Origin of the sequence: Salibacterium salarium (assembly GCF_030813635.1) — a bacterium.
Taxonomy (GTDB): domain Bacteria; phylum Bacillota; class Bacilli; order Bacillales; family Marinococcaceae; genus Salibacterium; species Salibacterium salarium.
This window is the reverse complement of record NZ_JAUSUM010000001.1, coordinates 61,866-75,172: the sequence shown is the minus strand read 5'-3', so window position 1 is coordinate 75,172 and position 13,307 is coordinate 61,866. Positions and strand designations below refer to the sequence as shown.

General features: G+C 39.9%; 12 protein-coding genes, 4 tRNA genes and 1 pseudogene. 1 reads left to right on the top strand and 16 read right to left on the bottom strand.

Annotated elements, in window-relative coordinates:
• Positions 1 to 205: 205 nt before the first annotated feature.
• Positions 206 to 679, top strand: a complete 474-nt coding sequence (locus J2S78_RS00375; RefSeq protein WP_306895218.1) for a hypothetical protein — start codon at positions 206 to 208, stop codon at positions 677 to 679.
• Between the two features lie 353 nt (positions 680 to 1,032).
• Here the strand turns inward: J2S78_RS00375 and J2S78_RS00370 are convergent.
• The 16 genes and pseudogenes from J2S78_RS00370 to srtD all read right to left on the bottom strand — a co-directional run.
• Positions 1,033 to 1,131: pseudogene (locus tag J2S78_RS00370) on the bottom strand (SAM-dependent methyltransferase); the annotation flags it as partial.
• Positions 1,132 to 1,155: 24 nt separating this feature from the next.
• Entirely contained in the window at positions 1,156 to 1,614 is a 459-nt protein-coding gene (locus tag J2S78_RS00365; RefSeq protein ID WP_306895216.1) for an ASCH domain-containing protein, read from the bottom strand.
• A gap of 169 nt (positions 1,615 to 1,783) precedes the next feature.
• Complete coding sequence (gene rlmH / locus J2S78_RS00360; RefSeq protein ID WP_125562337.1) at positions 1,784 to 2,263, bottom strand: 23S rRNA (pseudouridine(1915)-N(3))-methyltransferase RlmH; 480 nt, start codon at positions 2,261 to 2,263, stop codon at positions 1,784 to 1,786.
• A 72-nt stretch (positions 2,264 to 2,335) separates the two neighbouring features.
• Positions 2,336 to 2,491 (bottom strand): CxxH/CxxC protein, encoded by a 156-nt coding sequence (locus J2S78_RS00355; RefSeq protein WP_306895215.1) that lies wholly within the window; start codon positions 2,489 to 2,491, stop codon positions 2,336 to 2,338.
• Positions 2,492 to 2,611: 120 nt separating this feature from the next.
• Positions 2,612 to 3,865, bottom strand: coding sequence for a S1C family serine protease (locus J2S78_RS00350; protein WP_306895214.1), 1,254 nt, complete (start codon positions 3,863 to 3,865; stop codon positions 2,612 to 2,614).
• Positions 3,866 to 4,006: 141 nt separating this feature from the next.
• Complete coding sequence (locus J2S78_RS00345) at positions 4,007 to 4,801, bottom strand: MBL fold metallo-hydrolase (RefSeq protein ID WP_306895212.1); 795 nt, start codon at positions 4,799 to 4,801, stop codon at positions 4,007 to 4,009.
• A 15-nt stretch (positions 4,802 to 4,816) separates the two neighbouring features.
• On the bottom strand, positions 4,817 to 5,653 hold the full coding sequence (locus tag J2S78_RS00340) for a two-component system regulatory protein YycI (protein ID WP_306895209.1): 837 nt from the start codon (positions 5,651 to 5,653) through the stop codon (positions 4,817 to 4,819).
• A 3-nt stretch (positions 5,654 to 5,656) separates the two neighbouring features.
• On the bottom strand, positions 5,657 to 6,985 hold the full coding sequence (locus J2S78_RS00335; RefSeq protein WP_306895207.1) for a YycH family regulatory protein: 1,329 nt from the start codon (positions 6,983 to 6,985) through the stop codon (positions 5,657 to 5,659).
• Positions 6,982 to 8,805, bottom strand: coding sequence for a cell wall metabolism sensor histidine kinase WalK (gene walK, locus J2S78_RS00330; protein WP_306896961.1), 1,824 nt, complete (start codon positions 8,803 to 8,805; stop codon positions 6,982 to 6,984). Before walK ends, J2S78_RS00335 begins: the two co-directional genes overlap by 4 nt.
• Before the next feature lie 2 nt (positions 8,806 to 8,807).
• Positions 8,808 to 9,515 (bottom strand): response regulator YycF, encoded by a 708-nt coding sequence (gene yycF / locus J2S78_RS00325; RefSeq protein WP_125562364.1) that lies wholly within the window; start codon positions 9,513 to 9,515, stop codon positions 8,808 to 8,810.
• 290 nt (positions 9,516 to 9,805) lie between these two features.
• Positions 9,806 to 9,881, bottom strand: a tRNA-Phe gene (locus J2S78_RS00320).
• Between the two features lie 243 nt (positions 9,882 to 10,124).
• Positions 10,125 to 10,200: transfer RNA gene (locus J2S78_RS00315), tRNA-Asp, on the bottom strand.
• Positions 10,201 to 10,684: 484 nt separating this feature from the next.
• A tRNA-Glu gene (locus J2S78_RS00310) sits at positions 10,685 to 10,759 on the bottom strand.
• An 87-nt stretch (positions 10,760 to 10,846) separates the two neighbouring features.
• Positions 10,847 to 10,922, bottom strand: a tRNA-Lys gene (locus J2S78_RS00305).
• Positions 10,923 to 11,060: 138 nt separating this feature from the next.
• Positions 11,061 to 12,350 carry an adenylosuccinate synthase gene (locus J2S78_RS00300; RefSeq protein ID WP_306895202.1) on the bottom strand — a complete coding sequence of 430 codons (1,290 nt, stop codon included), beginning with the start codon at positions 12,348 to 12,350 and terminating at the stop codon, positions 11,061 to 11,063.
• A gap of 327 nt (positions 12,351 to 12,677) precedes the next feature.
• Complete coding sequence (gene srtD, locus J2S78_RS00295; protein ID WP_306895200.1) at positions 12,678 to 13,271, bottom strand: class D sortase, LPxTATN-specific; 594 nt, start codon at positions 13,269 to 13,271, stop codon at positions 12,678 to 12,680.
• Positions 13,272 to 13,307 lie beyond the last annotated feature (36 nt).

The following is a 13,307-nucleotide window of genomic DNA, read 5'->3' as shown; positions in this document are numbered from 1 at the left end:
ATAAACAGTCGCAACGAAAGTACCAAGCTTACATGGTATATAAAGAATAAGGAAAAACCCTATTAATGGTGACCAACCTACAAACATTATTCCCAATTGGAATGTTGTTCTGCTTAACAAAGTCGGTGTTTCAGTTACTTTTATCGAATAAATATATGAACGGGGAGTAACACTACACATAAAGCCAATATGGGGTGTTAATGACATGAAACAGATTATTCTCTGGTCCCTCTTGATATTGCCTTATGCGTCCTTGTTTTTATTGAAAATGAATACTGTACGCCGGTACATGCCGGTCGCTCTATTTATGGCCGTTATTCATACCTTGGCATATCAAGCGGCTTACCAATACGGATGGTGGAAAGAGACAGGTTCCAGTCTGTTCGGGTGGGATAAAGTCGTCCCGGTTCCTTGGGTGTATGGAGCATATTTAGTTATAGTAATTTGGGTATTCCGCTTTACTTTCCGGAAATTTTGGTTGTATTTGACTGTCAATATACTTTTGGACGGGGTATTTATGTATATCGTTTACCCGATATGGCAACGGATGGGGCTTGTTTCGAGTGAATCGACTTTGCCTACAATAGCTGTTGTTGCTATGATGGTCGGTTTTGCATTGATCATCTATCTGTATCAACTGTGGCAGGACGAAGTGTTCAAACAACCCCAAGCGAAATAACCGAAAACATGAAGATTTCCGAGCCGAAGACTTGTCCACGTTGACTTTACAATAGAAATTACATTGCTCGACAGACTGCACGAAGCAGTAGAATTCCGCACATTCTTCAGTGGTTTGGCCTGCACCTTGCTAAGCTTTTTTTGCGAAGATGGCCGCAGCTGTGATAATCATTGATTTACCACAAGGATTCTCCTCTGAATCAAATGATACTCCTTGTGCCTCTATTTATGATACGGTTTTGCTTCCTTCATTTATTGGTAAAGAAAATTAAGCGCAATATCTTCTGTTTTTAGAAGACATTGCTTCATCTTTGAACCGTGTGGAATAATTCAAGTTGGTTAAGATTGTATTAAACTTTGTTCAATAACTTCACTACTTACAGATTTCGTATATCTCGATCCTTCCTCAACCATCTTATCCTAAGCATTACTGTTTTGTTGTGTAATATCCATTTTTAATATTCCTCCTGTTAAACTTTATTTTTTATAAACCAATTTAAACCTTTCACAAACAACTGGCATTTTGTAATCAAAATCTTGGTTTATAGTTTCAAATTCTTTTTTGAAAAAGGGTTCATGAACGTCGCGCCAATAACTTAATGTACCGTCACCTTCACCCTCCAAATATGCGTGTTCTGCTGTAACTTCATCGAAGGGAACGATTTCTACTGAGGTAGTCTCTGCTATTGCTACAGCATTTCCCTCCCCATCGAGAATAATATTGAGGAGACCAGCATATGGTAATTCCTCTTTTTCCAATTCATATAACTTATAATTTGATGCTGTCGCTGTTTTCGTTCCTTCTAACACTAATTTTGCAAGCTCATCAGCCATTTCTTTTGAATCGCCAAATGCCCATGCATCATAAACTTTTGGAGCATTTGGATTTATTTTTTGGTAGTCCTCCCACATTTGAATAATGGAATCTTTTTTCATATTATATCAACCTACTTTCCCATTTAAATGTCTAATCCACAAAACCAAGTGAAAACTGTATTTCTTTTCTATCCCATTCCGTCAAAACTTCAAAAGGATTATCATTTCTGCCCTGTTTCAATTCTAGGGTTTTTAGAGTCCATAATATTCTAGCCTTTCTGTCTTATCACTATTTATGATACGGTTCGTTTTTTTGGATTTTAAAGGTTCGATAAATTTGCTCCATCAAAATCAACTTCATCAGCTGATGAGGGAAAGTCATTTTCGAAAAGGAGAGCTTTTGATTGGCGCGTTTTAATACATCGTCGCTTAAACCGTTAGATCCACCAATAATAAAAGTTACTTGGCTGTTTCCATAAATACTAAGTTTCTCCATCTCACCGGCTAATTTTTCCGAAGACCAATTTTCCCCTTTTATATCCAACGCAAATACATATTGCGTGGCTTTTATCTTATTTAAAATTCGTTCTCCTTCCTTTTGCTTTACCTGTGCCATCTCTTTCTCGCTCATCTGCTCAGGCGCCTGCTCATCATTCACTTCCTCCATGGATAGTTTGCAATATGGGCGCAAACGTTTCTCAAACTCAGCGATTCCTTGATTTATGTACTTTTCTTTAATTTTACCAACACTAATGATCTGAATTTGCATATATAATATCCCTCTTTCCCAAAAAAGTTATACACAAAAATATCCACATGTGCATAACTGTTGTATCAGTATTCACTTTATTTTATACACAGCTTGCTTTTTGCAATATGAACAGCTTGTGGATTTATTAGAATTGTCATTGATTTCCTCCATATTCGGCGGCTCTCCTGTCTTTTCTAATGCATCATCCAACGCACGATCACTATGTTCTATACAAGTAAATATCAATAGTATTCCTCTCCTTTTTCCTTTCTTCCACTATACCATTATCCAATATATTCATGCACTTATCCACATATAAAAATAACCTTCGAGAGGGAACATCCTTCGAAGGTTATTTTCGCATCTTTAGAAACTCTGTTGCGCATTTAATGTCAGTTCGGTTGTTTGTTGTTCTCCTTCTCGGAAATAAGTGACTTCAATCGTGTCTCCTATTTCTGATTCGTTATATAAATACCGTCGCAAGTCATGACCGTCCATAATTTCTGTGCCATCAACGGCAGTAATGACATCATACTCTTGTAGTCCCGCTTCTGCCGCTGGAGTTCTTGGAGCTACACTGGTTACGAAAATACCGCTTTCTACCTCCGGCGGAAGTTGCAGCGTTTCTTGCCAATGGTAGCTCGGAATTTCGGAAATAGCTCTTAACGTAATACCCATTTGCGGCCGTTCGACTTCTCCTTTTTCTTCAAGATCCTCTATTACCGGGATTGCAACAGAAGAAGGAATCGCAAACCCTATACCTTCTACGGTTGATTGCGCAATTTTCATCGAGTTGATTCCGATTAACTGCCCATTAATATTGACTAATGCCCCTCCACTGTTCCCTGGATTTATGGCGGCATCGGTTTGCAGCACTTCTGCGTTCCAATCCGGCTGCGAATTCCCAGTTAAATCGACCGGGATACTTCGTTCAGTAGCACTTATGATGCCTTGTGTTACAGTACGCGAAAGATTTGTTCCTAGAGGATTTCCAATCGCAATCGCAGGTTCCCCCACATTTATATTGTCTGAATTTCCAAACTCGGCAACCGTATCAACATCCGTCGAATCAATCCGCAGAACAGCCAAATCTGTCAGTAAATCAGAGCCAACGATTTCCGCTTCCACTCTATTCTCATCCGATAAACTGATTTCTACCTGACTGGCTCCTTCTATGACGTGGTGGTTCGTCACAACGAAAGCAGATTCTCCTTCCGTTTTATAAATAACACCTGAACCCGTTCCTTGATTCGCACCAGATCCATCCTGATTTTCTTCCCAAAACTCGGATTGCTGAAGATTAAAGACGCCAACGACAGCTCCTGTTACCTTGTTTACAGCTTCTGTGGTATCCGAGTTGACAGATAAATTAACGTTTTTTTGTTCTTCTTCAAAAGCAATATCTTCCATCGACTCATTAGTGTCGGAAATGGTCTGTGGTTCTTCTCCGCCTGCTCCTTCTGCACCGGGATAAAGGCAAGATTCGTATAAAAAAGGAATAGAAAAAATAACAAGCAATGCTCCAATAATTGCACCTATAAAACCAGCTAAGCCCGTTTTGCGTCGGTGTTTCTTATACCGTTTGTTCTCTTCTTCATTATGATCATTATAATAACCCATTCATTTTGTCACCTTTCTGTACTTATAATGATAAAAAGAAAAGATGCTGCCTTTTATGCCGGATATCCACTAAAAATATGTGTTAGATAGTCTGTATCCTATATCATCTCCCGCCAGACCATTTTTAAACATGTATTCCTATTATAGTGTTACAAGAGGACTGGCCTCATAAGGGTCTGTGTCATAGAGATGAAAGGTATGTCCAACACCACACTCTTCTTCTTTTAATATTTGTTTCACCGACATTCTAGCAAGATCTTTCATGTTATTATCTTGGCTCAAATGGGCTAAATAAATACGTGATGTGTTATCACCTACAACTTCTGACAATGCAAACGCCGCATCCTCGTTTGAAACATGCCCTGTATCGCCTAAAATTCTACGTTTTACATTCCATGGGTAACGGCCCATCCGAAGCATGTTCATGTCATGGTTTGCCTCAAAAATGTACATGTCTGAGTTTTGAATGAGTCCTTTCGTCTGCTCGGTGACATATCCCATATCAGTGGCAAGTGTTAACTTCTTATTATTATGATGAAAGACAAAAAACATAGGGTCCGCGGCATCATGAGAAACGGGGAACGGTTCTATATCCAAATCGGCAAACGTTTGGACCGCTCCCTGTTCCATAATAAATTTCTGTTCCGTTTGTAACGAGCCCAGACTATCTTCCATGGCTTTCCACGTTTTTGCATTCGCATAAATCGGCAGATGATATTTTCTGGCTAAAATCCCTACCCCTTTAATATGGTCACTATGCTCATGAGTGACGAGGATACCATCTAAATCACGGGGACTCCTAGAAATCTGTTCAAACAAGGCCTCCATTTTTTTACCACTTAATCCTGCATCGATTAACAATCGCTTTTGATCTGTTTCTATATAAATTGCATTGCCTGTACTGCCACTAGCAAGGACACTGAATGATAATGCCATCGGTCTTCACTCCAATTATTCATCTTCCTCTTCTTCGGTTTCTTCGTCCGTTTGATTGTCTTCTATATCATCGGTTTCTTCTTCTACTTCTTGTAATGTTCGAATCGACCCGTCAATGGCATTAACGAGATATTCGTCTTCTTCATTTACTTCAATTCGATACATTGGAGCTAACACCTGTGCCATTCCCTCGGGTGGGAACAAGCTGTAATACCCAATCTCCATCTCATTAATCTCATCATTATAAGAGAGAATACTGTCGTCCAATAACTTTTCTATCGCTCGATATGGAGCCAACATGTCTTTCTTTTTCCCTTCCTCTTCAAAGGTAAGATAACTTTGGATATAACTTTCGACTTCACTATCGTCATTTAAAAATAAAACAAGCTGATCTTCCTCATATGTCACGACTGTGTTTTCGTTGTACGTTTGGTTAAAATACATTTGGTTATCGGAACTATCCCACTCATCGTATTCGTACTCTTCTGCGTTCCAAATATGCTGGTCAAAAAAATTAGATACATCCTCTTGATTGGAAACAGCATAGGGATCTTCCAATGTTACTTCCACAAATCTATTATCCAATGTATTTACATTTTCTTCTCCTGCTTGATTTATGATATCTTCCTCGATGTCAGCAGACTCTCCGACAATATGGCTTATTTCATCTTGCTCTTCTGGTAATTCATCGGTCACTGTTATATTCATATCATTTAATCGTACTTCAAGTGTATTCTGTGCTTTTATATTTACATCACTATCATTTCTTTTATCCGCAATCTGGTAAATCAAAAACGTATTTAAAAGGAGGAATGCAATAACAAAAATTGTTTTCGTTCTACTCCAATCCATTCTTTATCCCTCCTCTGTTTCTTCCGCTTCTTTCGGATTTACCGGATACCAAGCTCCATCGTACTTGACGTACCAATTTGGCTCAAAACGAACAACAAGGCTGTCTTGTTTTTCCATTTGGTAACCTACTTGAAAATCTTCCAGCTGTGACGGTTCAAATTGATCTTCTGCATAGTCAATGACTTCTTGTCCCGATACTAATTCCATCGATCCTCTAGAATCAATAGGCGTATCATCCAAGCTGAAGAGAGGACGTGAATACTCAGACACCTGTCCAGCGGACCTCGAAACATTAATAGACGTTAGATCCGGACCACTTGAAGTGAAAATAGGAAGGCCGGCTACGACCATTCGATAGGTTGACGTATCTTCCTGGCTTTGCTCTTCCCAATCGTATAAACGATAATGGTCGTTCCATCCGCCTCTGGAGTTAATAAATTGAAACGTCGTATTAATAACATGATTTTGTGAATCGGTATTATTTTCACTATAGACTGGATTTACATACGTTAAATAACTGCCATTTTCCTCAACGCTCATCATGCGGTTCCCGTCCGTGAAAGAAGCCTCCTGATTATCTTGACGATATTGTTCAACATAATCAGACTCACTGAATAATAAACCGACAAAGTTGTTATAATCAATCTCGGTAGACGTATCAGACAGTGTATTGTACGTAACAGAATCTTCCGGAAGGTATATAGTCTCCGTTACAGCAGCGTCGTTCTCGAGTTCATATCCAAACACTGAAGTGTAATCGTTCATCTGTAATATATACTGTTCTCTGAATTCAGATAAACTGAAGTTCGTTTCTCCTTCTAGAACAAAAGATTCTTCATGTGAAACAAACTGTACCTGTAAACTTTCTGTGTCTCCGCCCCCATCTTGAACAATGATTCGATCTATCGTGTCCAAAGACAAGTTAGGGGTGTCCTCGTCAAAATTGAGTATTTGCTCCATCACTTCACTAGGTATCGGTGTGGGATAAATAACTTCAACCGCACGCGGCGAGTCATATAATTCCTCTTCTTCGAAATTTTGATCAAGGGTTAAATTATCGATACGCGATTCTAATAAATCATCATAAAAACTTGAAAATAGATCATCGGTTGCGTTAAGCGCAGCATGTCTTTCTCCATTATGAATAACGAGTTGATCTGGTTCTACCACATCCTGCAGGCTGCGCTCTTCTCCCAATTCCTCATTCGGGGCATACGTAGACTCTTCGCTTAACGAATCATATTCAGGTTCGTACGTCCACAGTTGCCATGTCAAAAATGCACTTAATGCGACAAGTACGGTTAATACCCACGACTTTATTCGTTCTTTCATTCACTAACACCCGCTTTTTCATGAACCGAGTAAGGCAGCGTTACGGAAACCGTCGTTCCTTTTTGCCATTCACTATCTATAGAAATGTATCCATCATGAGACTCTACCAATTCTTTTGCAATAGACAAACCTAAACCGGTTCCTCCCAGATTACGCGCTCTTGCTTTATCAACCCGATAAAACCGATCAAATACTTTAGGTTGACTATCTTTTGGAATTCCGACGCCTTCATCGGATATCTCAATGTCTATCGCCTTCGCTCTTGTAATCACCTGAATGGTAATAGTCCCGCCATCTGGCGAATATTTGACACCATTAGAAACAATGTTATCAAAGACTTGCATCATCTTGTCTTTGTCCATATCAACATAAATAGGATGTATCGGAATATCTTTTGAAAAGCGAATATTTTTATCCTTCGTTATCATTTCAAAACGCTCCGATATTTGATGAAGTAATGCCCCCAAATCAACCGTTTCAAAGGTGATTTTCAAGTCATCACTATCCATTTTTGAAAGCTGTAGTAAATCATTAACAAGACGTATCATACGTTCTGTTTCATTCTGTGTAACTTGTAAGAAGCGTGGACCTAGGTTCTCATCTTCCATCGCTCCGTCTTCTAATGCTTCTAAATAACTCCGCATTGTTGTCAGTGGTGTCCTTAACTCGTGAGATACGTTAGCCACAAACTCCCGTCTCTCTCGTTCTATCGTTTCTTTTTCTGTTACATCATGCAACACTGTAATCAAGCCATTGACAGGTCCTTCTTCATTTCGGATGACCGAGAAGTTAGCCTCCAACAAAAATGCCTTGTGTTCATCACTAAAGTCCAGCAAAATTGAATCCGAGTAATCATATAAGTCACTAGGTGCAACAGTTTCTGACAAATCCAGCATTTCTGGAAGTGAAGCGCCCATGATTTGGTTACTCTGCACGTTTAACAACTGTTCTGCTCTTTTATTCATTAAAATGATACGTCCTAATTCATCTGTTGCAATGACTCCGTCCGTCATATGTGTTAAAACAGAACTGAGTTTTTTCCTTTCTCCTTCAGTCATAGCATTAGCCTCTTTTAAATTCATCGTTAATGAGTTAAAAGACTCGGCCAGTTGACCAATTTCATCTTGTCCATAAACACGAACCCGGCGTGAAAAGTCTCCCTCTCGCATCACTTTGGCCTGCTTTCTCATATCAACGATTGGTTTCGTAATCGTTTGAGATAACAATATGCCTATTACCGCTGTAATAGCCAATGCAATAAGAGCACCTTTGAAAAAGATAGAATTAATTTCGTTCATTTCTGAGTATATGCTTCCCATACTGGCTTCTATATAAATCGCACCTAGTATGTCCCCATTGTCTTCAATCGATTGTGTTACAACCAGCATACGATTTCCTGTACGGTCCTTTACGATTTTATCATCTGAAGACCCTAACAATGCCCGTTCTACCCGGACGCTTGTGCTTTGTTGTCCGACAATATCCTGTTCATTCCAATCTGATGTTCCAAGGACCTGCTGATTTGGACCAATCACCTGTGCTTCTGAATTATCAATCGAAAAAAATTCCTGCAATAAATCAGCAATATCATCTTCTAATGGTTCTTCCTCTTCATCCCGGTCTCGCGTCAGTTCTTGCCTTACATTGTATTCCAATAGATCAGCACGCTCTATAATCATATCTTTATGGTTCTCTTCAAGCTGCGATTCTAATTCCCCTGTAAAATATACGCCAATGACTTGTAGCGCAATAACGATGAGCAGCATAAAGATGGTGATCATTTTAAAATGAATCGATTTAAAAAAAGCCGCGATCTTCATCATTACTTCTCCTGTTCAGGATGTTTTAAATAATACCCTACACCACGTCTTGTCACAATCCACATTGGATAACTTGGATTATCCTCCACTTTTTCACGCAAACGACGAACAGTCACATCGACCGTTCGGACATCCCCAAAGTAATCGTATCCCCATACTGCTTGAAGCAGGTGCTCTCTTGTCATAACTTGTCCAATATGACGGGCTAAATAATGCACCAGTTCAAACTCACGATGTGTTAAATCAACAGGGTCTCCTCTTTTGGAAACAAGATATGCGTCTGGATCAACGGTGAGATCCCCAATTTCAATCTGTTTTTGTTTGGATGGACTCTCTTCGGGCACTGCTTGCAACCGTCTTAAATTGGCTTTCACTCTTGCTAGCAATTCCCTGTTACTAAAAGGTTTAGTTACGTAGTCATCGGCTCCAAGCTCTAATCCTAGTACTTTATCAATTTCCGCGTCTTTGGCGGTGAGCATAATAATCGGCATGTCAAAGTATTTGCGTATTTCTCTGCATACTTCCATTCCATCTTTATAGGGGAGCATGATGTCGAGAAGAACCAAATCGGGTACGAATTCATGTACTTTTTCTAAAGCCTCATTGCCATCGTACGCTACTTCGACTGTAAATCCTTCTTTTTTCAAGTTAAAGTCCAAAATATCTGCAATTGGCTGTTCGTCATCGACGACTAGTATTTTTTCATCCATTTTCAACCGCTCCATTTCTTCAGTAATTACGACTGCATCGATTATTCTTATTTAAACTATACCAACCAACTCTACTATATTGGCTGCCAGTATATTTTTAGAATTCCCACTTCCACAATAATAGTCTTACTCCATTGTAACATAGGGAAGGGGTCTCGTTCGTTTGGTTTCCTGGTACTAACGTCATTATTTCTATTGTATCCAATCTATCATTTTTGGGTTTTATTTCTATTTTTGATATCAAAAAACGCCTGGAAAGGTTCCAGACGCTGTTTATTGTTTGGTTAAAGTGGTGGCTCGAGACGGAATCGAACCGCCGACACGAGGATTTTCAGTCCACTGCTCTACCGACTGAGCTATCGAGCCATTTATTATTATGCATTTGTCTTTTGTTTGTCTGCCTTGCATCGTCCACTGTCTCTTCCTCTGCTTGCCTATTCTTAGATGTGCATGCGTCGAGACAACTTGTCGATTATTCGGGGGATGCTTTGCTCGTTGCTCTACCGACTGAGCTATCGAGCCATTTACTATTGTTTATCATGTGTCTGCTGTTTGTTCTAGAGCTCGTCCGTTTCTCGGGACGAAAACGTGTCGAGATATTATATAAAATGGCGGGCCTGACGGGAATCGAACCCGCGATCTCCTGCGTGACAGGCAGGCATGTTAACCGCTACACCACAGGCCCTTTTTGGAAAGAATAAGCTGCGAATCTCTTCGTCTACTGCTCTCTGTCAGTCAAGTCGCGTACCAGTGTACGCTCCTTTCTTCCTTCGTTTGTTTCCTCGACCTTCTTGCTTCTTCTTTCCAAAAAAAAGCAGTGAAGTTCGTTTGCGAATCTTTTCCGTCTACTGCTCTCTGTCAGTCAAGTCACGTACTGTTGTACGCTCCTTTCTTTCCTTCGTTTGTTTCCTCGACCTTCTTGCTTCTTCTTTCCAAAAAAAGCAGTGAAGTTCGTTTGCGAATCTTTTCCGTCTACTGCTCTCTGTCAGTCAAGTCGCGTACCGGTGTACGCTCCTTTCTTCCTTCGTTTGTTTTCTCAATCTTCTTGCTTCTTCTTTCCAAAAAAAGCAGTGAAGTTCGTTTGCCCATCTCTTCAGCTTCTGCTCTCTGGCAAACAAGTCACTACCGGTGTATGTTCTTTTCAAAAAAGCACTAAAATATAAGTATAATGGTGACCCGTAGGGGATTCGAACCCCTGATACCGCCGTGAAAGGGCGATGTCTTAACCACTTGACCAACGGGCCTTTTGTATAATATATGCTATTATGTCTTAAATAGTGAGTAATAAAAATGGTAGGATATGAAGAATTCCATATACACCTTTTTTCAAATGGTGAGCCATGGAGGATTCGAACCTCCGACCCTCTGATTAAAAGTCAGATGCTCTACCAACTGAGCTAATGGCTCACGTTACGCCAAAGTTTTGACAGCGACAAAACTAATAGTACCATGTCGATTTTTGTTTTTCAAGCGTTTTTTTCAAAAAAATAGTCCTGTCTTCTTGACCTCCTTAACCGAGAAGAGAAGACAGGATAAGGTTAACATTTAGACTCCCCACACTCCTCTTACCATATTCGTTTGGTTTCGATCCGGGCCTACCGAAAAGATACTAAGAGGAATATTAGTAAGTTGGGACAGACGCTCTAAGTAATGCCGCGCATTTTCTGGCAATTCATCTAATGATTTTACTTCGGTTATGTTTTCCGTCCAACCGGGCATTTCTTCGTAAATTGGTTCACATTCAGCTAACACCTTTAAGTTTGCCGGAAATTCTTCCATTACTTCCCCTCTGTACTTATACGCTGTACAAATCTTTACTTTATCTATGCCGGTTAAAACATCCAAGGAATTTAATGATAAATCCGTTATACCGCTCACTCTGCGGGCATGGCGTACAACAACACTGTCAAACCAACCCACACGGCGAGGACGCCCCGTTGTTGTTCCATACTCGTTTCCTACTTCCCGAATCTTTTCACCAGTTTCTCCCGTCAATTCTGTAGGGAAGGGGCCATCTCCTACTCGCGTTGTGTAAGCTTTGGATACGCCTACAACGTGGTGGATTTTTGAAGGGCCTATCCCAGAACCAATTGTGACACCGCCAGCTATCGGATTAGAGGATGTTACAAACGGATAGGTTCCTTGGTCAATATCAAGCATGACGCCTTGGGCTCCTTCAAACAAAACCCGACGTCCATCATCTACAGCATCATTTAAGACAACGGATGTATCACAAACATAGTCTGCGAATATTTGACCGTATTCAAAATACTCATCTAAAATATCGCTTTTTTGGAATCCTTCTGTTTCATATATTTTCTCTAGCAGACGATTTTTTTCATTTAAATTTCTCTCTAGTTTCTCTTCAAACTCTTCTTTATCGAGTAAATCTGAGATACGGATACCTGTTCTAGCCGCTTTATCCATGTAAGCTGGTCCTATACCTTTTCTCGTCGTACCAATTTTATTAGTTCCTTTGCTCTCTTCTTCCATCGCATCCAATTTCACATGATACGGCAATATTACATGAGCCCGATTGCTAATACGAAGGTTACTGGTATCTATACCTCTGTCATGCAAATACTTAAGTTCCTCTACTAAAGCTTTAGGATCAATGACCATACCGTTACCAATAACGCATGTCTTATCGTCATAAAAAATACCGGACGGGATAATGTGAAGTTTGTATGTCTTTCCATTAAAAACGATAGTATGCCCGGCGTTATTTCCACCTTGATAACGTGCTACTACTTCTGCATTTTCAGAAAGATAATCTGTAATTTTCCCTTTACCTTCATCTCCCCATTGTGTCCCTACAATCACAATTGACGACAAATCGTCCACCTCCGACACCTGTTTTTTTACGGGCTGGTTTATTTTTCTCTATATGTATTACTCACAGAATCAAACCCTTACATAGTGTATCAATTCCATAAGAAGAAGTCAACAAAACACGAACATTTGAGCAAAATAATATTCATACGTTCGTGATTGTTCGTTTTTACCTAGATTTGTATAACATATTATTTCCCAATCATTCATAAAAATATTAATCATATACTCTTATGCGAATATGCGCAAACAACCTAGTATACCTTTTTCTTTGCCTTTTAATTACACAGAATATTATTTAATAAAATCGAATCTGTTGTAATACATTTATTAATGGACGGGGTAAGCGTATGTCATATAGCGTTCTGGTGCAAAGCCAACATAATCAAAAGGGTAACAGGTGCTGACTATCAGTACTTCTTCGGAGCTTTTTCCTATAATAGAAGTGTCTCCCGCCGGTACAATCTCTTCTTTTTTTATCTCATACTCAAAGGTACCGTATGGCATTTCGATAATATAACGATCACCCGTTTCCAGTTTCCCAAAGTCGCGGAATACCGTATCCCTGTGACCGGATAAAACAATCTGGTTCCCTTGCCCAGGGAATCTCGTCTGCGCTACATGTCCCACTCCGCTTTTCAACGATTCTTCATCCGCTCCTTCTACAATGGGTATGGTCCTATCCAATTTCGGTATTTCCAGTGTTCCAAAAGCCTGTTTATCATCCGCCTGATATTTTTTTATGCGTTCCGCCTGTTGTTCTTTATCTTCCCCCATGTCGGCCTCCGTAGTTCCATTCTGTATCTGCTCTTCCGCCTGAATCATAGCTTGCTGCTGAGCGTGGTGATGGTTCCAGTATTGATAAGCGAAAATACCGATTAATGCGATTCCCAAAATAATAAGAAGATTGCCGATTTTTTTCATATTATCCCTCCTGGCTTATGGGGTTTTCACAGAAAA